Annotated in this window: 22 protein-coding genes; 5 read left to right on the top strand and 17 right to left on the bottom strand. The window is 70.3% G+C overall.

What is annotated here, in order from left to right; genetic code table 11:
- Window position 1: 1 nt before the first annotated feature.
- The 5 genes from FDO65_RS05880 to FDO65_RS05860 form a co-directional block, all read right to left on the bottom strand.
- Window positions 2-760, bottom strand: a complete 759-nt coding sequence (locus tag FDO65_RS05880; RefSeq protein WP_137448463.1) for an ATP-binding cassette domain-containing protein — start codon at window positions 758-760, stop codon at window positions 2-4.
- Window positions 757-1659, bottom strand: a complete 903-nt coding sequence (locus FDO65_RS05875; protein ID WP_166442051.1) for an ABC transporter permease — start codon at window positions 1657-1659, stop codon at window positions 757-759. Before FDO65_RS05875 ends, FDO65_RS05880 begins: the two co-directional genes overlap by 4 nt.
- 202 nt (window positions 1660-1861) lie before the next feature.
- Complete coding sequence (locus tag FDO65_RS05870) at window positions 1862-2992, bottom strand: substrate-binding domain-containing protein (protein ID WP_137448461.1); 1131 nt, start codon at window positions 2990-2992, stop codon at window positions 1862-1864.
- A gap of 110 nt (window positions 2993-3102) precedes the next feature.
- The gene (locus FDO65_RS05865; protein WP_137448460.1) at window positions 3103-4236 is read right to left on the bottom strand and encodes a LacI family DNA-binding transcriptional regulator; all 1134 of its coding nucleotides are present in this window, start codon (window positions 4234-4236) and stop codon (window positions 3103-3105) included.
- Complete coding sequence (locus FDO65_RS05860; RefSeq protein ID WP_166442050.1) at window positions 4233-5636, bottom strand: FGGY family carbohydrate kinase; 1404 nt, start codon at window positions 5634-5636, stop codon at window positions 4233-4235. The genes FDO65_RS05865 and FDO65_RS05860 overlap by 4 nt, the downstream gene beginning before the upstream one ends.
- A 140-nt stretch (window positions 5637-5776) precedes the next feature.
- Between FDO65_RS05860 and FDO65_RS05855 the strand changes: the two genes are divergently transcribed.
- Complete coding sequence (locus tag FDO65_RS05855) at window positions 5777-6742, top strand: ketose-bisphosphate aldolase (RefSeq protein WP_137448458.1); 966 nt, start codon at window positions 5777-5779, stop codon at window positions 6740-6742.
- 49 nt (window positions 6743-6791) lie between these two features.
- Here the strand turns inward: FDO65_RS05855 and FDO65_RS05850 are convergent, their stop codons facing one another.
- From FDO65_RS05850 to FDO65_RS05840, 3 genes are all read right to left on the bottom strand, one after another.
- Window positions 6792-7361 (bottom strand): GNAT family N-acetyltransferase, encoded by a 570-nt coding sequence (locus FDO65_RS05850; RefSeq protein ID WP_137448457.1) that lies wholly within the window; start codon window positions 7359-7361, stop codon window positions 6792-6794.
- A 40-nt stretch (window positions 7362-7401) separates the two neighbouring features.
- Window positions 7402-7920 carry an META domain-containing protein gene (locus FDO65_RS05845; protein ID WP_166442049.1) on the bottom strand — a complete coding sequence of 173 codons (519 nt, stop codon included), beginning with the start codon at window positions 7918-7920 and terminating at the stop codon, window positions 7402-7404.
- A 92-nt stretch (window positions 7921-8012) separates the two neighbouring features.
- A complete protein-coding gene (locus FDO65_RS05840) occupies window positions 8013-8798 on the bottom strand; it encodes a hypothetical protein (RefSeq protein ID WP_137448455.1) in 786 nt (261 codons plus the stop codon).
- A gap of 301 nt (window positions 8799-9099) precedes the next feature.
- Between FDO65_RS05840 and FDO65_RS05835 the strand changes: the two genes are divergently transcribed.
- Complete coding sequence (locus FDO65_RS05835; RefSeq protein WP_137448454.1) at window positions 9100-10059, top strand: serine/threonine-protein kinase; 960 nt, start codon at window positions 9100-9102, stop codon at window positions 10057-10059.
- Window positions 10060-10101: 42 nt separating this feature from the next.
- Here the strand turns inward: FDO65_RS05835 and FDO65_RS05830 are convergent, their stop codons facing one another.
- Window positions 10102-10314, bottom strand: coding sequence for a hypothetical protein (locus FDO65_RS05830; RefSeq protein WP_137448453.1), 213 nt, complete (start codon window positions 10312-10314; stop codon window positions 10102-10104).
- A 26-nt stretch (window positions 10315-10340) separates the two neighbouring features.
- Window positions 10341-10970: a maleylpyruvate isomerase family mycothiol-dependent enzyme gene (locus FDO65_RS05825; RefSeq protein WP_137448452.1), complete on the bottom strand. Its 630-nt coding sequence runs from the start codon at window positions 10968-10970 to the stop codon at window positions 10341-10343.
- Window positions 10971-11067: 97 nt separating this feature from the next.
- Between FDO65_RS05825 and FDO65_RS05820 the strand changes: the two genes are divergently transcribed.
- Window positions 11068-11520, top strand: coding sequence for a MarR family winged helix-turn-helix transcriptional regulator (locus FDO65_RS05820; protein WP_205849803.1), 453 nt, complete (start codon window positions 11068-11070; stop codon window positions 11518-11520).
- 18 nt (window positions 11521-11538) lie between these two features.
- Here FDO65_RS05820 and FDO65_RS05815 read toward each other — a convergent pair whose 3' ends face one another.
- The 3 genes from FDO65_RS05815 to glnA form a co-directional block, all read right to left on the bottom strand.
- Window positions 11539-11919 carry a DoxX family protein gene (locus tag FDO65_RS05815; protein WP_205849802.1) on the bottom strand — a complete coding sequence of 127 codons (381 nt, stop codon included), beginning with the start codon at window positions 11917-11919 and terminating at the stop codon, window positions 11539-11541.
- A 136-nt stretch (window positions 11920-12055) separates the two neighbouring features.
- Window positions 12056-12949 (bottom strand): ribokinase, encoded by an 894-nt coding sequence (locus tag FDO65_RS05810; RefSeq protein ID WP_137448451.1) that lies wholly within the window; start codon window positions 12947-12949, stop codon window positions 12056-12058.
- Window positions 12950-13082: 133 nt separating this feature from the next.
- Window positions 13083-14504 carry a type I glutamate--ammonia ligase gene (gene glnA / locus FDO65_RS05805; RefSeq protein ID WP_137448450.1) on the bottom strand — a complete coding sequence of 474 codons (1422 nt, stop codon included), beginning with the start codon at window positions 14502-14504 and terminating at the stop codon, window positions 13083-13085.
- Window positions 14505-14831: 327 nt separating this feature from the next.
- Here glnA and FDO65_RS05800 point away from each other — a divergent pair, with 327 nt between their 5' ends.
- Entirely contained in the window at window positions 14832-15269 is a 438-nt protein-coding gene (locus tag FDO65_RS05800; RefSeq protein WP_137448449.1) for an RDD family protein, read from the top strand.
- Window positions 15270-15336: 67 nt separating this feature from the next.
- On the opposite strand, the gene FDO65_RS05795 is transcribed toward FDO65_RS05800, so the two are convergent.
- The 4 genes from FDO65_RS05795 to lipB all read right to left on the bottom strand — a co-directional run bounded on the left by FDO65_RS05795 (window position 15337) and on the right by lipB (window position 19420).
- Window positions 15337-16101 carry a DUF4191 domain-containing protein gene (locus tag FDO65_RS05795; RefSeq protein ID WP_137448448.1) on the bottom strand — a complete coding sequence of 255 codons (765 nt, stop codon included), beginning with the start codon at window positions 16099-16101 and terminating at the stop codon, window positions 15337-15339.
- Between the two features lie 178 nt (window positions 16102-16279).
- The gene (gene lipA, locus FDO65_RS05790) at window positions 16280-17236 is read right to left on the bottom strand and encodes a lipoyl synthase (RefSeq protein WP_137448447.1); all 957 of its coding nucleotides are present in this window, start codon (window positions 17234-17236) and stop codon (window positions 16280-16282) included.
- A gap of 18 nt (window positions 17237-17254) precedes the next feature.
- Window positions 17255-18367 carry a hypothetical protein gene (locus FDO65_RS05785; RefSeq protein WP_137448446.1) on the bottom strand — a complete coding sequence of 371 codons (1113 nt, stop codon included), beginning with the start codon at window positions 18365-18367 and terminating at the stop codon, window positions 17255-17257.
- A 291-nt stretch (window positions 18368-18658) separates the two neighbouring features.
- Window positions 18659-19420 (bottom strand): lipoyl(octanoyl) transferase LipB, encoded by a 762-nt coding sequence (gene lipB / locus FDO65_RS05780; RefSeq protein WP_205849800.1) that lies wholly within the window; start codon window positions 19418-19420, stop codon window positions 18659-18661.
- Window positions 19421-19504: 84 nt separating this feature from the next.
- On the opposite strand from lipB, the gene FDO65_RS05775 reads away from it, so the two are divergent.
- The gene (locus tag FDO65_RS05775) at window positions 19505-21433 is read left to right on the top strand and encodes a serine/threonine-protein kinase (protein WP_137448444.1); all 1929 of its coding nucleotides are present in this window, start codon (window positions 19505-19507) and stop codon (window positions 21431-21433) included.
- Window positions 21434-21482 lie beyond the last annotated feature (49 nt).

Genomic DNA, 21482 nt, shown 5'->3' with positions numbered 1-21482 from the left:
GTCACGTCGTCGAGAGGTCGGTGGTCACGGCGCCGGTCACCATGCCGACCAATTGCTCTCCGGTCACGTCCGCGGTGCGGGTACCGCCGACCACCCGACCACCGCGCATCACCCAGACCTGTTGGGACAGCCGCTTGACCTGCTCGAAGTTGTGCGACACCACCAGCACCGTTTTCCCCGTCTCGACGACCCGGCGGACGAGGGCCTCGACCTGCGCCGTCTCGTTGAGACCGAGGGCCGCGGTCGGCTCGTCGAGGATGATCATGTTCTTCGCCCACATGACGCCGCGGGCGATGGCCACCGCCTGCCGCTGACCACCCGACAGGCGTTTGACGCTGCGGGACACCCCGGGGACGTTGACGGCGAGGTCGGCGACCAGCTTGCCGGCCTGGGCGCGCATCTCCTTGCGTCGCAGCAGCTTCAGGCCTGGGATCCCGTAGGTCAGCTCGCGGTCCATGTACATGTTCTGCCAGACGCTGAGCTGATCGCACAGGGCGAGGTCCTGATAGACCGTTTCGATACCTTGCTCGCGAGCGTCCCGCGGCGAGGCGAAATGCACCGGCGCGCCGTCGATGAGGATGCGGCCCGACGTCGGCGTGTACAGCCCGGTCAAGCACTTGACGAGAGTGGACTTGCCGGCGCCGTTGTCGCCCACGATGGCGGTGATCTCACCGGCCCTGATGGTCAATGACGCGCCCTTGAGGGCGTACACGTTGCCGAACGACTTCTGGAGGTCGTCCACGATGATCTTGTCGGTCACTTGCGTCCTCTCATCAGGGTCGCGGCGGCCAGCACCACGACGCCGATCACGAGCGGCGAGTAGAAGGCGTCCACCCCCAGCAGGGTCAGGCCCGACTGCAGGAAGGTCAGCAGGATCGCCCCGATCACCGGGCCGTAGATGGTCGCTCGGCCACCGAAGAGGCTGACGCCGCCCAGGACCACCGCGGCGATCGCCTTGAGCAGGTAATCGGTGTTCGTGGCCGGCTGGCTGGAACCGATGTAGGAGGTGAGCAGGATCGCGCCGACCCCGGCCATCGCCCCGCAGATCATGTAGCCGGCCAGTTTGATCCGGGGGACCTTCAGGCCCATCGCCTTGGCCGCGTCGGCATTGTCACCGACCGCCAGCAGATGGGTGCCGAACCGAGTGTGGAACAACACCACGTGCAGCACGACCGCCACGGCGATGGCCAGCAGGAAGTTGTACCGGATCCCACCGATGTTGCCGGTGCTGAGCGCGGTGAGCGCCTGCTCGCCGATCCTGACCGGTTTGCCCTGCGAGACGATGAGACTCAGCCCCATCACGACGCTGAGACTGCCCAGGGTCACGATGAAATCGGGAATCCGGACCCATCCGATGAAGCCGCCGTTGATGGTGCCGATCGCCAGCCCGGTGAGCAGGGCGACGGCGCAGCACACGAGCAGGGGGAGACCGGCCTGGTAGGCGGTGGCCATGGTGACGCTGCCCAGGGCCACGGTGGCGGCCAGCGACAGGTCGATGCCGGCCAACGACACCGCGAACGTCGCCCCGAGCGCCAGCACGATCGGGATCGACGAGTCCGCCAACATGCTGGTGATGCTGGGCCAGGACAGGAAGCGGGAGTTCAACGATCCGAAGACGACGACGAGGATCACGAGCGCCACCGGCGCCGCGAGCTTCATCCAGATGTCCTCGGATCCCAGCGTCCGCCGGAGCGATCCGCTGGTTCGCGACGGGGGCGGACTGAGCTGGGACTGGGGTGGGTGGATGGCCATCAGACGAACGACTCCCGCTTCCTTCGATGATGCGATGCGGTGGGCCCGTCGTGCCGGCCGCCTCGGATCGGCAGGCACGACGGGCTCACGGTCATGCGCGAGACAGGTTTCAGTTGAACGGGTTCGGAACCTCGAAACCGGCGGGCGGCGCCGGGAAGGCGTCGAGCGCGGCCTGCGCGTTGTCCTTGGTGACGGTCAGGACCGGGGTCTCGACCTTCTCCGGAATCTGCTTCCCGTCCATGGCGGCCACACAGGCCTGCACGGACTGAACACCCATGAGGTAGGGGAACTGCTCGATCGCCGCGGGCTGACCGCCGGCCACGATGTCCTGCAGCTGCTCCTGGGTGCCGTCGATGCCGACGACGGCGACCTGGCCGGTCTTGCCGGCCTCGGCGACCGCCTGCTGGATGCCCATGGCCATGTCGCCGGACGGGGTGAAGAAGCCCTTGATGTCAGGGTTGGCGATGAGGATGGTCGATGCCGCGCTCTTGGCCTTGGCCTTGTCGAAGTCCGCGGCCACGGTCTGGGTCACGTTCAGCTTGCCGTCGACGGCCTTGGTGAATCCGGCCAGCCGGGCGATGTTGCCGGGGTCGGCCACCAGGCCGCCGATCAGAGCCACCTGGTCGTTGGGCTGCAGGAGGTTCACCATGGCCTCGCCGCCGGCCTGGCCGGCGGTCTCGTTGTTGGTCCCGACGTAGGTCGTCACGTTCACGCCGGCCGCCTTCGCCGCGTCCAGGTCGATCGGCAGGTCGAGGTTGACGATCGGAGTACCGGCCTGCGACACCGGCACCAGGCCGGTGATGAGGTTGGTCTGGCTCGTCGGGTTGACGACATAACAGCCGTACCCGGCGGTGACCAGGGCATTCAGCTTGGACGCCTGCCCGGAGTCGTCGGTCACGTTCTCCGCGGCGACCACTGTGAGCTCGACACCCGCCTCGTCGGCGGCCTTCTGAGCCCCTTCGGCCATCGCCCCGAAGTAGGTGTTGTCCAGCGGCTTGATGACGAACGCGACCTTCTTGCCCCCGGCCGATCCACCCCCCGCCGCCGAGCTGGTACCCGCGGCCGAGGACGTCCCGCCGCCGGCCGACGTCGACGCGGCGGCCGACGTGCCACTGGCCGCGGCGGCTGTCGCCGTGGTCGAGGCGGCCGTCGAGCCGCCGCTCGAGCAGGCCGCCAGTGAGACGGCCAGGATGCCGGCCGCGGCCGTCGCCGCTGTCCGGAGCCGATGGGTTCGCGTCATTTCTCTCTCCTTTGAGTACGCGGGGGAATGCGGATGGTGCGAGGAGCGGTGATCTCTCCCTGGTCGGGACGACTCCGGTCCGTATCCGTCGGGTGGGGGACGGAGGTCTGCTAGAGCGCGTCCGGCACATGCGGCCAGACACGCTCGCCTGTGCCTTCCGGTGCGCTCTCAGGCTCGGGCGACCCGGCTCCGATCGGGCCCAACATCAGGGGGGCGGTCATCGGTATGCAGCCGCAGGTCGTGCCGAATTCGATGTCCAGGTCGACGTTCTCGTCACGAGGCGGGAGTGTCGGGTCCTGGGTGCGCTCGGACAGCAGACGCATCGCCTTCGCGGCGACGGTCTGGACCGGTATGACCCCCTGTGTGGGCTTGAGGCCGGTCACGCTCGCTTCGCCGATGGAGTCAATGGTGGTGACCAGGACGTCGCGGGGGACGTGCAGGCCGAGCCGGGCGATGGCGGCCATTGCCCCCCAGAACATCCGGTTGTTGGTGGCGAAGACGCCGAACGGTGGGGTCATCGTGCGGAACAGCTCCATCGATCCGGCAGCCGCATCATCGGGGGTGGCGTGTCCGGCCGTGATGAAGGCCGGCAGGCCGGCGGCGTTGACGACGCGCCGGTATCCCGCCTGCCGGTCGCGCACGTTCGAGACCGACGTGTTCCCGGCGACCAGGGCGACCTGGCGCAGGGCGTGGTGCTTGACCAGGTGTTCGACGAGACGCTCGGCGGCCCGGCGGTTGCCGGCGAGCACGTGGTCGGCCGCCCGCCGTACGGACGGAACGGTCCGGTCGACGATGACGGTCGGGATCTCCGACACGGCATCCGGCAGGCTGGGAGCGCCGCTGGGCAGCACGATCAGGCCGTCGACCCGCTGCTGCCGGAAGATCCGCAGATACCGCTCCTCCTGGTCGGCCTCCTCGTCGGAATCGCCGAGCAGCAGCGTGGGGGAGGCGTCGGACAGACGTTCCTCGATGGCCCGGGTCAGCAGGGCGAAGAACCCGTTGCGGACGTCGGGAATGATCAGGCCGATGAAGCCCGAGCGGCGGGTCCGCAGACCTGTCGCCGCTGCATCGCCCACGTAGGCGAGGGCGGTGACCGCGGCCATCACCCGTTCCCGCATGGCCGGGGCGACGTAGGCCTCCTCGTTGAGGACGCGGGACACGGTCTTGGTCGACACGCCGGCGTGCCGGGCGATGTCGATCAGCCGAGCCGGCGGGCGCAGACCCGGCCCGCGTTCGACGTTCACCGCAGCACCCCGGCGTCGCTGACGACGGCGGCGCCGGCGGGTCGGTCCGTCGGTGAGGACAGGGGGACGACGTCGGCCGGCGGGTACTGCTCGGCGCTCCACCAGCCCGCGGCGACGCCGGCCAGCAGACCCGCGCCTCGGGAGACCGCCTCCCGCTCGGACGCCATGACCAGCGGGTGACGGGCTCGCCGCATCTTGGCCTCCACCCACCGGCGGCTCCGCAGACCGCCACCGATGAGCAGCGTGGAACCGGTCACCCCGCAGAGTTCGCGCAGACGGACCTCGGCCGTCGCGGTGGCGTGCGCGAATCCCTCCAGGGTCGCGGCCCAGGCTACGTCGGCCGGACGGGCCAGCAACTCGGCGGGCACGATGCCGTCCTGCATCTGCAGCAGGGCCGACAGATCCGCCGGTTCCGCGTCGACGCGAATCGCCGAGAACTCCACATCGTCCCGCGAGATGCCCAGTGCCCGTTGGAGTGTCCGCATCGCCAGGCCGGGCCGGAGCACCTCCCACAGCAGCATGTGGCCAGCGGTGCCCGGCCAGGAGGTCACGGTGAGGTCGCCGAACTGGTCGGGCCACTGTGGATGCCGGCCGTCGGATCGACTCGCGTCGAAGGACACGACCAGCGGCTCCCCGGTTCCCATCGAGTCAATGACCTCGGAACGGTCTCCGCCCGCCCCGATGACGCCGACGGCGTGGTCGTGACCGGCGATGGTGACCGGCACGCCTTCGGGAATGCCGCTCCAGGCGTGGCCGGCCGCGCTGACCCGACCGAAGGTGGTGCCGGCGACGCGGGCCGGTGCCCACACCAGCGAGTCCAGACCCAGGAACGACAGGATCTGGCGGTCGTACTCGCCCGTCACGGGGTCGTAGGCGCCGCTGGTCGCGGCCAGGGACTGCTCCTGACCGAGCGCGCCGGTGAGCTTCCACACCGTCAGACCGGCGACGCCGGTCCAGGTCCCGCCGGTGCGGAATCCGTTGCGCAGCAACCACCCCAGCTTGGCCACACTGGTGACACTGCGCGGCTGACGCCCGGTGCGGCGGCGGATGTCCTCGACGCCGAACTCGGCGATCAATTCGTCGACGATCTCGGTGCCGCGCTCGTCGTGCCAGGCGACGAGGGGGAGATCGCTCGGTCCGTCCGAACGGATGATGGTGCCCGTCTCGCCCATGCTCGCGACCCCGACACCGACAACGCGACCGGCCAGCACCCCCAGATCGGCGATGGCCGCGCCGACGGCGGTGAAGAGGTCCTGCGTACTCATCTGCACGCCGTGCGAGTGGGTCGCGAAGGGGGTCGGGGCGACGCCGATGCCCAGCGACCGACCGTGCCGGTCGATCACGTTGGCCTTGATCGTGGACGTACCGAGATCAACGCCGAGCAACAGGTCGTCGCGCATCGGATGCCGTCCTCCTTGACGTCGGTGTGGACCACTCATTCTGTCCATCGATGGACAAGCTACTACCGCCGGTTCTAGTCTGTCCACCGTTGTCAGACGCAATTCCTCACCGTCGAGTCCGTCGAATCGGAGAACCCCTCATGGCCCTGATCACTCTCGCTGCCGCCCTGGAAGCTGCCCGGGAGGGCAACTACGGGGTCGGCGCGTTCAACGTGACCGACCTCGCGCAGGCGGAGGCCGTGCTCGACGCCGCCGCCGAAACCGACTCGCCCGTCATCGTGCAGACCATCGCCGGGGCATCCGTCCATGGTCGTGACGAACTGTTCTGGGAGGCCCTGGTCACCCTCGTGGCGCGGTACCCGGAGGTGCCGACGGTGCTGCACCTGGATCACGGCGCGAGCTACGAGGACTGTGTGCGGGCCATCGACGCCGGTTTCACCAGTGTGATGATCGACGGCAGCATGCGGGACCACACGACCCCCGCGACGTTCGAGGAGAACGTCGCGGTGACCCGCCGGGTGGTGGAGTACGCCCACCAGCACGGGGTCTCGGTCGAGGGTGAACTCGGCACCATCGGTGGTTCGGAGGACGGCGGCGCCAGCAGCAAGGAGATCGTGCTGGCCGACCCCGACGAGGCCGAGCGGTTCGTCGCCGAGACCGGCGTCGACGCCCTCGCTGTTGCCATCGGCACGTCGCACGGGGCGTACAAGTTCACCAGCCCGCCGGACGGGACGGTGCTGCGCATGGATCTGATCAGCGAGATCGCCCAACGCATCCCGAAGACTCACCTGGTCATGCACGGCTCCTCGTCGCTGCCGGCCGACCTGCGCGAGCGGATCAACGCCTTCGGGGGCAAGCTGCCCGAGTCGTGGGGTGTCCCGGAGAGCGAGAAGGCCCGTTCGACTCAGCTCGGGATCCGCAAGATCAACCAGGGAATGGACTCCCACATGGCCTGGACCGCAGAGGTCAGGGCGTACCTGGACGCCGACGGCATCGGGTGCGACCCTGCGCTCTACGGCTCGAAGGGTCGGGTCGCGATGCAGCAGATGGTGGCTGACCGTATGCAGGTCTTCGGTCAGGCCGGACAGTCCTACCGGCACCGCTGACCCGCCCAGAGGTGGGCGTCACCGGAGGACGCCCACCTCGTGAGCGCCGTCAGGCCAGGTTCTTCCGCATCAGCACCCGGGGGAACCCGTTCAGCACCGACGTGGTGTCCACGGCGTGCGAGAAACCGGCCGCCTCGAACAGGGCCCGCGTACCCACGTAGGCCATCGTGAGATCGACCTTGGCGCCACGGTTGTCGACCGGGTAGCCCTCGACGGCCGGGGCGCCCTGCTCGCGGGCGAAGTCGACGGCGCCGGCCAGCAGTTGGTGGGACAGGCCCTGCCCGCGGTGCCCGGGCCGCACGCGAATGCACCAGATGCTCCACACGGGCTGATCGTCCACGTGCGGGATGCGGCGGTTGGTCGCGAACGTGGTGTCGGACCGGGGATGCACCGCCGCCCAGCCGACCACCTCGTCGCCGTCATAGGCCAGGACGCCCGGCGGTCCCTGCGCCAGCAGCGCCCGGACGCGTTCACCGCGGGCCGGTCCGGCCAGCTGCTGGTTCTCCTTGGACGGAATCCGATAACTCAGGCACCAGCAGACGTTCGCGTCCGGACGTTTCGGTCCCACCATCGTCGCCACGTCCGCGAAGACCGTGGCCGGTCGCACCTGGATGGTCATTCCGGCACAGTGCCACGGCCAGCCGATGATCGCAGGCCGGTCAGGGGCTCGGCGTGGCCACCGGTCGGAGCAGCAGGGCGAAGGCGTTCGGGAACACGGTGGCGGCGTGGATCTCCTCCTTGGAGAACGCGGACACGTTCATGCCGTGGTCGACGATGCTGCACACGCGGCCTTGCATCAGGACCGTCAGCTCGGGGGGATCCTCGACCCATGCCGGGCCGGGGCCGCCGGTCGCAGGATCGAAGTCGATGTGCCGGCCAGTGATCTGGTAGCCCCCACCAGGGCAACCACCCTGGAAGCCGTAGGTGCCGTCGCCGAAGAAGCGCAGGCTCACCGGGCCGAGGCGGTCGGCCACCGACGTTCCGTCCAGCGTCACGACCTCCCACTCGGTCCCGACCAGGGTGCGCAGCAGGGGGTCGGTCGAGTCCACGGTGGTCGGGGGCGGGGCGACCGTGCCGGACGGCCTCACGAAGGTGGTGTCCGCGGCCAACCAGCCCGTCCCGGGCGACCCGCAAGCCACCAGCATCGTGGTGGCTGCCGCCGCAGCAACGACGGCCATCGGTCGGCGCATCACCACCATCCCCCTGTCAGGTGCATGCCCAGCCGACAACAGCATGGACGACGGGTTCGGCGATCACAACAGCAACGCGATCAGACGGCGCGGAGCTGGCTGGTCTGTCGCAGTGGACTGTCGCAGCGGGCGTCGGCGGCCAGCAGGGACGCGGTCATCGTGGAGGTGCTGCGCATCGTGGCGTAGTCGGCGGTCCAGGACGTCTGCAGGATCGCGATGGCCGAATGGCCGACCCACCCCACCGAGTGCAGGTTGGCGGGCTCCCACCCGGGATCGCTCCACCCCTGTTTGGCGCCGCGGTCACCACTCTGCGCCGCGAGCCCGAAATGCTGGTCGAAACCATCCGCTGCCACGGGCGTCACCGCCCGCATCCAGGTCGACAGGGACGGCCCGACCGCCGGCTCGTCCAGCACGGCGGCGAGGAAGTGGGCCTGGTCGGCCGCCGTGGTGCGGTCCGAACCCCAGTTGCGGGACGTCGGGTACGAGGACGTCGTCGTGTTCGTCAGCCCGTAGCGGCCGGCGATGGTGGGGACGATGCTCGCGGTCCACAGATCGGTCTGCACCGCATCGTCGGACCGACTGATCAGCTCGCGGAGCGCGAGCGGGGACACACTCGCGTCAGCCTCCGTCGTGAGGTAGTAGGTCGCCGTGAAGGTCTTGAGCAGGGACTCGGTGTTGTAGCCGCGGTCGGCCCCGATCGCCGCGATGAGGGTGCCGCTGCGACGGTCGACGACGGCCACGGACTGGGTCACGTCGCGCGAAGCCGCGTAGCGGGCCCCGGCCTCGGCCAGGTCGGCCGCCCGGCTGCAGTCCGCGTCGGGTTCAGCGGGTCCGACGCCCGCGTCCGGTCCCAGGGTCGTGGCCACCGGGTCGGCGGTGGCCGGAGACGCAGCGAGGGAAGTCAAACACCACGCGACGATGAGGAAGAAGGTGGTGCGTCTGACCGTGCGTCGACCGCAGATAGCGGTCCGTGAGAGCACCTTCATGAGGGGGAGCCGCCTCCAACTCCCCCCGGGGTTACCGACAATGGTGTCCGACGATGCAGTCGTCAAACTGTCTCCGAGCTGTGTCTTTGCTCCGCTCCCGCCGCCGCCCCCGTCGAGCGCGTCGGGCTGAACCCGCCTCGCGTCCGCACCGCGAGGGGCCCCGCCGGTCCACAATCGGAGGATGGAGTCGCCGATCGCCCCACCCCCGGTCTGGGGTGACCGGCTGGGCGTCGACCGGCGGGGGCGGCTGGTGGCCGACCGGTACCGACTCGAGCGGCTGTTGTTCCACGGGCCGGGTGGCACAATCTGGATCGCCCAGGACGAGGTGCTGCGCCGTCGGGTGGCACTGAAGCAGATCCTGCTGTCGCGGGACCTGCCAGCGGCGCGCGAACGCGAGCTGCGTGAACTGACCCTGCGGGGGGCGCGGGCGCTGGCTCTGCTGTCCAGTCCCTACGTCGTCACCATCTACGACATCCTGCCGAGTACGACGACCGGGCCGGTGCTGGTGATGGAGTACGTCGAGGGCAGCTCCCTGGCCGACGTGGTGCGTGACCGGGGCGGTCTGCCGGTCGGTGCGGTGGCGACCATCGGGGTCGCGGTGGCGTCGGCCCTGCTCGCGGTGCACGAGGTCGGCGTCGTCCACCGTGACGTCAAACCGGCCAACGTCCTCGTCGCCGGCGACGGGCGGGTCAAGCTCACCGATTTCGGCATCGCCCGACGGATGCGCTCGACCTCCGCCGCCTTCGCCGAGGAGTCGCGCAGGGCGGCGGAACCCGGTCACGCAGTCGGCCGTCAGGTGCGCGGCTCGCCCGCCTACCTGGCCCCCGAGTTGGCCGCCGGCGTCGAGCCGGGACCGCCCACGGATGCGTGGAGCCTGGGGGGGACCTTGTTCGCCGCGGTCGAGGGCCATCCGCCGTTCGCGTCCGACACGGCCCAGGAGACGTTCCGTTCGGTCCTCAACGACCCGGTACCGCCGGCCCCGCGCGCGGGTGCGCTGGCCCCGGTGATCAACGGGCTGCTGGTCAAGTCACCGGCGCTTCGGATGACGGTGCCGCACGCGCTCGATCAGCTGCGACCCATCGCCGACGACCCGACTGGACTGGCCGTTCGTCTCGACGGGTGGCCGCCGCTCTCGGCGTGACCCCGGAACCGGCTCCCCGGATCCGACAGGGCCCGGACGTCGTCACCGACGGAGGCGTTGCTCGGCCTGCTGCAGGAACCACGTGGCCACGGTGAGCGGCAGGATCACCGCCGTGAAGGTGCGGAACGTCCGCCCGCCGGTGGCGTCGTCGCGGAACACCTCGGCCAGGCGGGTCCCGTCGGCACGGAACAGTTCCAGCCCGACCCCGGGACGTCCGGGCACGGTGCTGGACAACAACAGTTGATAGCCGTCCATCCGGCGATCCCAGCAGATGTCCGTGCTCAGGGGTTGAGGGCGGGGTGGTCGACCCCCGGACCGGTGAAGCGGTCGAGCAGCGCAGTGCGGCCGGTCAGCGTCAGGACGATGGCGGCGACCGGGCCGCGAACCTCACGGCCGGAGCCCAGTTCGAGCTGGGCGTCGGTGGCCACGAACGTCATGCCGGCGAAGCGGCGGGCGGCGTGGAAGGGGAACCCCCGCCCGTGGATGTGGCGGGCCACGGCCACGCCGGCCGTCACGGGCATCGGATGATCACGTCCGAGCGGGATGGCGATGTCCTGGCTGTGCACCAGCGTGTCCATGAGCGGGTCCAGGGGGGTCGTGCCGGGTGGTCGGCGGCGGGACCCCGCGTGGGTCTGGAAGTCGGCCAGGATGTCCGCCGTGGGCCGGTCGCCGCCCCGGCGCGCAGTGGTGTCCACCATGCGGTTGAAATTGCCTCTGGCGCGGACCATCTCGAGCACCATTGCCGGCCGTGACGTCGTCGCGGGCATGATCACGTGAGCGGCGACGTGGCGGATCCGCCACCCGTCGCACAGTGACGGGGTGTCCCATTCCGGTTCCGTCAGTCCGGCCAGCAGATGGGCCAGCCGAGTCCGCTCCACAGCGATGGTCGACCAGATGTCGGTGGTGTCCATGAGGCGTCTCCTCGACGACAGGCCGAGCACGACCCGGAGGTAGTACGATCTACGAACCAAAGTAGTTCGAATATCTGACCATCGTCAAGGGGGACGGGTGACCGGGTCCGACGACCTCCCACCCTCGGCGCCGAACGTGCCGACACTGCTCTTCATCGCCTACCGGCACGTCGAGAACCGAGTGCTGGCTGCCGTTCTCGCGGCCGGGTTCCAGATCACTCTCGCGCAGGCCCGAATCTTCCAGCGGATCGGCCCGCAGGGGACGAGGCTGACCGAACTCGCCGAACAGGCGCAGGTCACCAAACAAACCGCATCGGCCCTGGTCGACCAGCTCCAGGCCGCCGGGTACGTCGAACGACGACCCGACCCGACCGACGCCCGCGCCCGGCTGGTCTGCATCAGCCCCGCCGGCGCCGACGCGTGGGCAGTCGCCGAAGCCGAACTGCAGCGGGTCCACCAGGAATGGGTCGCCCATCTCGGTCCTCGGGCCTGGGCCGATCTGCACCGATCACTGCTCGCCCTCCGCGAGATCACCGACCCCTACGCCTGAAGCGGCTGCGAGACCGGGTCAGAACGGCACGGCGCCGGCCCGGTCCCACGCGATCCAGACGGTGACGGCGAGCAGGACGACGGCGAACGCAGCGGCCCGCTGCTCGCCGCGCCGGATGTGCACGACAGCCGCCCCCGCCATGATCACGCCCAGGCCGGCCGCCGCGACCGCGGTCACCTGGGGGAGGACACCGACGATGCCGGGCAGCACCAGGCCGAACGCACCCAGGATCTCGGCCGCCCCCAGAGCCCGGATGAACGTCGGGGAGGCGCTGGCCGCCCACCGCTGGCCGTCGGCCACCAGCATCTCGCGGGACTCGAACAGCTTCATGACCCCGGTGGCCGCGAACAGCAACGCCAGGGCCGCCGCGGCGAACCACAACGCCAGACTCATGTGCATCGATTCGCTCCGTCGTCCGTGTCAGGACGCGGTTCGCCCGTCGTCCCGCGCCGGAGGCTAGGAGCGCTGCGCGAGGAACGACTGAGAGACAGGCATGGGCCGGGCGACCAGACGCTACGAACTACCCGTCGATCGGTCAGCTGTGGGCCAGCAGGGCGTCCACTTCGCTGGATGTCGGCGCCGAGGTTCCGGCGCCCGGGACGGTCGTGGCCAACGCGCCGGCCGCGCACGCCCGGCGGACCGCCTGGGCCGGCTCCACTCCGGCCGCCCAGGCCGCGGCCAGGGTGCCGGCGAAGGCGTCCCCGGCCCCGGTGGTGTCCACCGGCTCGACGGCGAACGCCTCCACGGCGTGCACCTCGCCACCCGGTCCGCGCACGGTGCAGCCGCGGGCGCCGAGGGTGGTGATGAGGTGATCGACGGCGTCGAGATGGTTGCCGTAGACGGCTGCTTCGGTCTCGTTCACGACGACGACCGAGACCAACGGCCACAGCTCGGCCGGTACGTCGATGGCGGGGGAGGGGTTGAGGATGACCGGTACGCCGGCCTCACGGGCGGTCCGCGCTGCCGCCAGAACGGTCGCCGGGGGCACCTCCAGTTGAGCGAGCAGGACGCCTGCACGTCCGATCGCGGCGGTGGTCGCGGTGTCGAGGGCATCGAGACGCCCGTTCGCACCCGGGAGAACGACGATGGTGTTCTCCGCGGTGTCATCCACCGTGATCATGGCGACGCCACTGGCACCGGGGACGGTGCGCACCAGTTCGGTCCGCACCCCCGCGGCCTGCAGGTGGGTGCGTAGCTCGACCGCGAAAGCGTCGTCCCCCAGTGCGGCGACCAGACGTACGGTCGCTCCGGCGCGGGCCGCAGCCACCGCCTGGTTCCCACCCTTACCGCCCGGGGCGGTGCTGAAGGTCGATCCCAGCACCGTCTGGCCCGCTTCCGGGAAGCGGACGGTCCGGCCGATCAGATCCATGTTGAGCGAACCGAGGACGACGACTGGCGCGGGCGAGCGGTCCGCTGACAGGGCTGACATGGTCGTCATGGTGCCGGACTCCGGCGCCGGCCCGATCACCGGTCCCCGGCCAGCACTCGACGTGGGAGTGGGAACGCCGACGGCCCGGCCACCCCGCGTGGGGTGACCGGGCCGCGGTCGGACATCGGGAGGATCAGATGTCGTAGTACATGTCGAACTCGTAGGGGTGCGGACGCAGGCGGATCGCGTCGATCTCCTCGCGCTTCAGCTTGATCCACATCTCGATGAGGTCGGGGGTGAAGACGCCACCCTCGAGCAGGTAGTCGTGATCCTGCTCCAGCCGGTCGATGACCGCAGCCAGCGACGACGGGACCTGCGGGATGTTGGCGGCCTCGTCCGGCGGCAGCTCGTACAGGTCCTTGTCGACCGGTGCCGGCGGCTCGATCTTGTTCTTGATGCCGTCCAGGCCGGCCATCATCATCGCCGCGAAGGCCAGGTACGGGTTCGCCGACGGGTCGGGGCAGCGGAACTCCAGGCGCTTGGCCTTGGCGTTCGTGCCGGTCAGCGGGATACGGATGCAGGCGGACCGGTTCCGGGCCGAGTAGACCAGGTTGACCGGGGCCTCGTAGCCCGGGACCAGACGGTGGTAGGAGTTCACCGTCGGGTTGGTGAAGGCCAGCAGCGACGGGGCGTGATGCAGGATGCCGCCGATGTAGTACCGGGCGGTGTCGGACAGGCCGCCGTACCCGGTCTCGTCATAGAACAGCGGCTTGCCGCCCAGCCACAGGGACTGGTGGGCGTGCATGCCGGAGCCGTTGTCGCCGAAGACCGGCTTGGGCATGAAGGTCGCGGACTTGCCGGCCTGCCACGCGGTGTTCTTGACGATGTACTTGAACAGCTCCACCTCGTCGGCCGAGGCCAGCAGGGTGTTGAACTTGTAATTGATCTCGGCCTGACCGGCCGTGCCCACCTCGTGGTGGCCACGCTCGACGTCGAAGCCCATGTCGATCAGGTTCGCGGTGATGTCCTCGCGGAGATCGGCCTGGTGGTCGTACGGCGGGACGGGGAAGTACCCGCCCTTGACCCGGACCTTGTAGCCCAGGTTGCCGCCCTCCTCCTCGCGGCCGGTGTTCCACCAGCCCTCTTCGGAGTCGATCTTGTAGAACGCGCCGTTCATCGAGGTACCGAACTGCACGTTGTCGAAGATGTAGAACTCGGCCTCGGCCCCGAAGTAACAGGTGTCGGCGATGCCGGTGCTGGCCAGGTACTCCTCGGCCTTGCGGGCGACGTTGCGGGGGTCACGCGAGTACGGCTGCAGCGTCAGCGGATCGTGCACGAAGAAGTTGCAGGTCACCGTCTTGCGCTTGCGGAACGGGTCCAGCCGCGCGGTGGTGACGTCGGGCAGCAGCGTCATGTCGGACTCGTGGATGGACTGGAAGCCCTTGATCGACGAACCGTCGAACGCCATGCCGTTGGCCAGCGACTCGACGGTGACCGTCTTCGCCGGGACCGTGAGGTGGTTCATCGAGCCCAGCAGGTCGCAGAAGCGGATGTCGAAGACCTCGACATCGTTCTCGCCGAGGTAGGCGACCAGCTCTTCGGGAGTTTGGAACACGCACGCTCCTTGTCGTCGGGTGGGACCACCGTCGCCCGGCACTGTGGCGGCGCGAACGCCGCCGGGTCGGGCGAAACGGGAGGACGCAGGTCGGTTGCATCCTGTCAGGGCAGGAACTCGGCCCGGACACCGGGATGCACCTTCATGCGCTCGGCAACGCTAAGCAGAGCGTGTTGCCATCGCAGGTCCCGCATGTGTCCGGCTTGTTAACCGGGCCTGCGTGCGGTGTCCATCGCGTTGCGCCGCCTAGAAGGACCTCGACCGGAGGGGCGAAACGGTCGTCGTCGTCACGGCCGGTGGTCGGGCGGCCGCAATTACCCTGGCGTCATGGCCGCCCCTCCCGGACCCACCCGTTCCCCGTCCTCCGGGTCACCCGCGCCGTACGCCGGCGAGCGGCTGGGACTGCCGCAGGACGGGCCCGGTTCCGTCGCCTCCATGGGCACACGGACGCTGGCCTGGCTGCTCGACATCGTCCTGTCGGCGCTGGTGGCGTGGTTCTTCACGGCGCCCGCGGCCCCGCAGAACCTCAGCCTGCTCGTCTGGGCAGGGATGACGGTGCTCGCCGTGGGGTTGTTCGGCTTCACGCCGGGCCAGGCGGTACTGGGCATCCGGGTGGCGCCGGTCGACGGCCGTTCGCTGGTCGGGTGGTGGGCCATCCCACGGACGGCATTGATCTTCGTCATCGTGCCGGTGCTCGTCGTCGACCCCGACATCCGGGGCCTGCACGACCGCTGGTGCCGAACGGTCGTCGTACACACCCGCTGACGCCGGCCGGGGACGCGAGAGGGCCCGAGCCGCCCTGCGGCCCGGGCCCCTCCCGGTGAGAACTGGATCAGCGCGCGCGACGCTGCATGGTCCGCTGGACGTTGCGCATCTTGGCGCCCGCCGGCATCGGGCCCTTGGGCAGTCCACCCTGGCTGGTGCGGGCGGTCAGCGCGAGCAGCCGGTTATCCAATTCGGAGACCGAGTTGGCGGCGATGTTCCGGGGCAGCTTCATCAGGTACGTGTTCAGCTTGGCCAGCGGGACCTGGCCCTCCTCATTGCCGACCACGATGTCGTAGATCGGGGTCTCCCCGACGATCCGGGCGTAGCGCTTCTTCTCCTGGGCCAGCAGCGGCTTGACCCGGTGCGGCACTCCCTCGGCGACCAGGATGATCCCCGGACGACCGACCACGCGGTGGACGGCGTCGAGATGGGAGGTGGCGGCGATGGTCGGGGTCACCCGCCACTTGCCGCGCAGGTTGTTCTGCAGCGACCAGGCCGCGGCTCCCGGCTGTCCCTCGGCCTGCTTGTAGACGTTCGCCTGCACCCGCCGGGAGAAGATGATCATGGCGAGCATCGCACCGAGCAGCAGACCGAGAATCAGCATGAACCACCACCACAGGTTCAGCAGCAGGCCGATCCCCACGAACACCAGGGCCGTGAGGACCACCGCGCCGATCATCAGCGGCAGCAGCTTGGAGTCCTGCTTGCGCTGCATCTGGAACGCCTGCCACAGCTGGCTGCGACGCTCCTTGCTCTGCGCCTTCTTCTCGGCCTTGAGGGCCTTCTTCGCCTGCTTGTCCGGTGCTGACGAACCCGTGTCCTTCTTGGCCATGTGCTCAGGATAGTGCCGGAAACGGGTGAGGGGCCCGCCGGCCGCTCCGGGCGACGGACACCGGTCGGCGCCGTCGGGTCGACGGCTCACCCGGCGCCGGCGCAGAGGAACCGACGGGGACGACGAAGGGACCCGGCCGATGTGGCCGGGTCCCTTCGGACGACAGCGTGTGGAGCGGTCAGTCGACCGCGGCGGTAGCCGCGGCCTGTCGCCGATCGCGGGCCTGAGCGCCCTGCTGGTAGAGCGTCCCCGCCTTGTACGACGAACGCACCAGCGGACCGGACATGACGCCGGCGAAGCCCATTTCCTCGGCTTCGGCCCGCAGTTCGATGAACTCCTGGGGCTTGACCCACCGTTCCACCGGATGATGGCGCGGAGTGGGCCGCAGGTACTGCGTGATCGTCACCAGGTCGCAGCCGGCGTCGACCATGTCCTGCAGGGCCTGCGTGATCTCCTCGCGGGTCTCGCCCATACCCAGGATCAGATTCGACTTCGTGACCATCCCGGCGTCCCGACCCTGGCGGATGACGTCCAACGACTTCTCGTAGGTGAACGCCGGCCGGATCCGCCGGAAGATCCGCGGCACGGTCTCCAGGTTGTGGGCGAACACCTCCGGGCGGGCGTCGAACACCTGCCGCAACAGCTCCGGGATACCCGAGAAATCGGGCGTCAGGATCTCCACGCCGGTGTTCGGGGCCAGCGCGTGCACCTGCTTGACGGTCTCGGCGTACAGCCAGGCGCCCTGGTCGGGCAGGTCGTCCCGGGTGACGCCGGTGATCGTCGCGTACCGCAGGTCCATGGTCTGAATGGACTCCGCGACCCGGCGAGGCTCGTCACGGTCGAGCTCGCCGGGCTTGCCGGTGTCGATGAGGCAGAAGTCGCACCGCCGGGTGCACTGGTCGCCGCCGATGAGGAAGGTGGCCTCGCGGTCTTCCCAGCACTCGTAGATGTTGGGACAGCCCGCCTCCTGGCAGACCGTGTGCAGACCTTCCCGTTTCACCAGAGCCTGCAGGTTCTGGTACTCCGGCCCGGTCTTCATCCGGGTCTTGATCCACTCGGGCTTCTTCTCGATCGGTGTAGCCGCATTGCGGACCTCCAGTCGGAGGAGCTTGCGGCCTTCCGGCGCCAGTGTCATACGACGTTCAATCCCCGCTCAGTCCTTGGCGATGTTCTTCTTCACGGCCGCCAGCGCGTCGTCGGCGGCCGACGAGAGCGAGCCACCGGCCGACTTGGCCGAGTCGCCCGCCTTGTCGGCGGAATGCTTGGCCTTGTCGGCGGCCTTGTCCGCACCGTCCTTGGCCGCATCGGCGGCGTCAGCGGCCTTGTCACTCGCCTTGTCGGCCACGTCCTTGGCCTTGTCGGCGGCGTCGTCGGCCTTGTCCGCGATCTTGTCCTTCAGATCCTCGGCCTTGTCCGCCACCGCAGCCGCGCCGTCCTTCACGGCATCGGTCGCCTTCTCCGCGACCTCGGCGACCTTGTCGGCGCCGTCCTTGACCGCTTCGGTGGCCTTGTCCTTGAGGTCGGCCGCCTTGTCCTTCAGGCTGTCGGCCTTCTCCGCTGCGGTGTCCGCCGCCTTGTTGACGGCGTCGGGGGCGCGGAAGGAGGTCGGCGAGGGCTGCTGGTTGGCCGTGGCGGTCTGGTCGGCGCGCAGCTTCTTGAACAACACGGCGCCGATGGCGCCGACGATGGCGACGATCACGATCTTCTTGATGGGCGAACCACCCTCGGCCCGACGGGTGGCCTTCCGGCTGGCCTTCGCGGCCCGCGCGGCAGCCTGGTCGGAGGCCTTACTGGCCTTGCGTGCGGCCTTCGCGGCTCGGCCGGTCAGGGCCGCCGCGGCCTGCGCAGCGCCCACCTGGGCCAGCTCCCGCAGGTGGTGCGCGGTGTCGGTGGCCTTCTGCTCCGCCTGTCCGGCAACCTTGTGCAGCGACTTCTCCGCCTGTCCGGCGGCCTTGTGCAGCGACTTCTGACCGGAGTCGGCGGCCGTCGACGCCTGGGCGCGGGCCTGCTTGGCGGCCTTGCGCGCTGCCCGGCGAGCGCGGCGCCGCAGCACCTGGGCCTGCTCGTCGAAGGTCTCACCGGCCTTGGCCACGTACGGCGCGGCCGCCTGGGAGACGTTGTGGGCGGCGTCGTTGGCCAGCGCGGCGGCCTTGCTGGCTGCGTCCGCCCCCAGATCGGCGACCTTGTCGACCACCTTGTCGGCCAGGCCCGAAGCCTTGTCGGCCAGATCCGCAGCCGTGGACCGCGCGTTCGACGCTGTGCTCATGCGTTGCTCCTCGTGATCTCCGTGGTGCCTCCGGCCGGGACGGCTGTCCGGCCGGCCGCCGGTCGGGGCCAGACCCGACGTCCGTACTACGCACTTGTCCTGCTGGCGCGACCGGATCCGATGCGGATCGGCCGCGGCCGCAGCAGGGGGCAGATGGTCGATTGTTCCATCTTGTCAGTCGGTGCTGCTCACCGCCGTCCCCGTGCAAGCCCCTCCCTGTGTGCCCCGCCGCAGATCCGATCAAGCGACCGGCCACACCGGAATGCCGACGTCCGGCGCCGGCCCGGTGCGTCAGCGCTGCAGCGCACCCTCCATGTGCCAGGACACGCCCGGAACCGTGGCGGTGACCCGCTCCGATTGTGGGGCGATGTCGTCCGGAACGACGGGAATGTGCCCGTTCAGGCCCTCTTGGAGCCGGCGCATGACGATCGGCCGGGCATCCTGCACGCTCACGGTGCGACCGAGCTCGAGCGACAGCGAGGTGACACCGGCGTCGGTCAGCCCGCAGGGAACGATGCGGTCGAACGCGGTCAGGTCGGGATCGCAGTTCAGCGCGAAACCGTGCATGGTGACGCCGCGGGCGACCCGGACGCCGATCGCCGCCACCTTGCGGTCCGGTCGACGCTCGTCGCCGGGGACCCACACCCCGCTGCGGCCCGTGATGCGCCGGGTGGCCAGACCGAGGTCGGCGCAGGCGGTGATGAGGATCTGTTCGAGTTCGCGGACGTAGCCGACCAGGTCGACCGGCTCGAGGAGCCGCAGGATGGGGTACCCGACCAGCTGGCCCGGTCCGTGCCAGGTGATGCGGCCGCCCCGGTCGACATCGACGACCGGGGTGCCGTCGGTCGGCCGGTCCTCGGGCTTCGTGCGCTTGCCGGCGGTGTAGACGGCGGGATGCTCCAGCAGCAGCACGGTGTCGGGTGCGGTGCCCTCGAGCCGCCCGGCGACCAGCTCACGCTGCCGGGCCCACGCGTCCGTGTACTCGACCAGTCCAGCATCGACCACGGACAAGGGACTGGAGACATCGCGCATGGTGCTGACCGTACGCCCCACCGGCGACAGCGGGTCCACGAGCCCCTGAGCTGCGGTTTGGGGACAACCCACGCGGTCCGACGGTCAGCACCTAGGTTCACCGGCATGGACCTCACGTTCGCCGGATACCGGCTGCTGGACGTGGTCGGGGGCGCTGCCGGCCCGCTCGACGGCGTCACCGCGACCGTCGATCAGGCAGCGGACCACCCCTCGGTCCCGCCGGGCCGGCTCCGGGTGCACGACGCCATTCCGGTCGGTTCCGAGCAGCGGGTGCGGCTCGTCCTGCTACCACCGGTGGACGGCGAACTGGTCCGACGCTCGCTGCAGCGGGCCCGCACCGTCGACCATCCGCACCTCGTCCCGGACCTGGAGGTCGTCGAGCAGGGCGGCCGGGTCGCAGTGGTCGCGCCATGGACCACAGGGGGCACCCTGGACGGGTTGCTGCGACGGCGGGATCGCCTCACCCCCGGCGAGGCGCTGACCGTGCTGCGTCCGCTGGCCGGTGCACTGACCGCCATCGGTGACGCCGGTCTGCAGCACGGGGCTCTGATCCCCGAGCTGATCTGGTTCGACGACGACGGGCGCCCCCGCCTGGCTGGGCTGACCGCGGGGCTGGCCCTGGCCGAGGCCGCCGGCGATGAGGTCATCGTCCCCGTGGGGGCACCGCATCTGGCTCCGGAGGTCGCCCGGGGGGCGCGGCCCGATCTCCGCTCCGACCTGTTCAGCCTCGGCTCCGTGGCACTGCTGGCCGTCAGCGGCCGGCCGGCGTGGCCAGCCGTCAGCGCCGCCGAGGTGCTGGTCCAGTCCGCGGCCGGGTTGTGGCCGCAGCCCGACCCCTCCCTCACGTCGCCCGAGCTGGCCGTCGCCATCAGCGGTCTGCTGGCCGCCGACCCTGGGCTCCGTCCGCCGCCGGCAGTGCTGCAGGTCGAACTGCGCGCCGCCGGCCGTCCGTTGCCGGTCGATCTCGCCGTGGCGGCCGCAGCGCAGACCCCTGGTGTCGGCGCCGCTGACGCCGGCCCGGTCACCTCGGTCGGTGAGGAACCCGTCGGCTCGATGCAGCTGACCGACGCCGACGACGACGTGCCGACGGCGACCGTCGATGCGGCGTCCGGGCGCCGATCGGACGGGAGGCCGGGGCCGCCGAGCGGCCCGTCGGTCTCCGAGGCGGTCCCGGGGACCGGTGTCTCGGCCAGCGGTCCGCCGCGCCCGACCCGGTCGGGGTCGCCACGTGGCGGGCGGCGGGGTCCGTCGGCGGCATCGTCGGGGCGCCGTCGTCGTCGAGGCCGCCGCCACGTGACCCGGGCAGCGGTCCTGGGCGTCGCTGTCCTCGTGGGGGGAGGTGTCGCGGTCGGAGCGGGGTGGTGGTGGGCCGCGGGGGAGGAACCGGCCTCGGCGGCCCTGACGCAGCCCAGCTCGGGCGATGCGTCCGCCGGTCAGCAGCCGGGTTCCGGGCCTACGGAGGAACTGGGCACCCCCCGGCCGGAGCTCGCTGCCGCGGTGACGACCGCGCTCAGCGATCCGCCGGGGAGTCCGGCACCTGGCGATCCGACCTCCGGCGATCCGCTGGTGTCGTCCGCGGCGGCGGCGGCATCGTCGTCGACGGACGACCCGCCGTCGGCGGCTGTTCCCGGATCGGCGGTCATCGACTGGCTCGATGTCGTCCGCTCGCTCGACCAACGCCGGGCCCAGGCGCTGAGCTCGGCCGATCCCGCGCCGTTGGACGCCGTGTATGTCGCCGGTCCCCCGCTGGAGGCCGATCGGGCGCTGGTCGCCGACCTGCGGAGGCGTGGGTTGCACATCGACGGCGGCACCCACGTGATCTCGGCGGCTCGCGTCAGCTCGGGGGACACCACACCTTCCAACCCGGGCGACGAGATCTCGGTCGAAGTGGAGCAGTCGCTGCCGTCGTACCCGGTCGTCGACGGGTCCGGACAACCGGTCGGTCATACCCCTGCGGTGGATCCGACCAGGTCGGTGTTGGTGTTGCGGGCGGTCGCCGGTGGCTTCGCCATCGTGTCCGTCCGGTCGGCCTGACCGGTGCGGGCCACGACCCGGCGGCGGCATCCGCAGCATGGTCCTGACC

The organism is Nakamurella flava (genome assembly GCF_005298075.1).
GTDB lineage: Bacteria > Actinomycetota > Actinomycetes > Mycobacteriales > Nakamurellaceae > Nakamurella > Nakamurella flava.
This window is presented reverse-complemented; position numbering and strand designations above follow the sequence as displayed.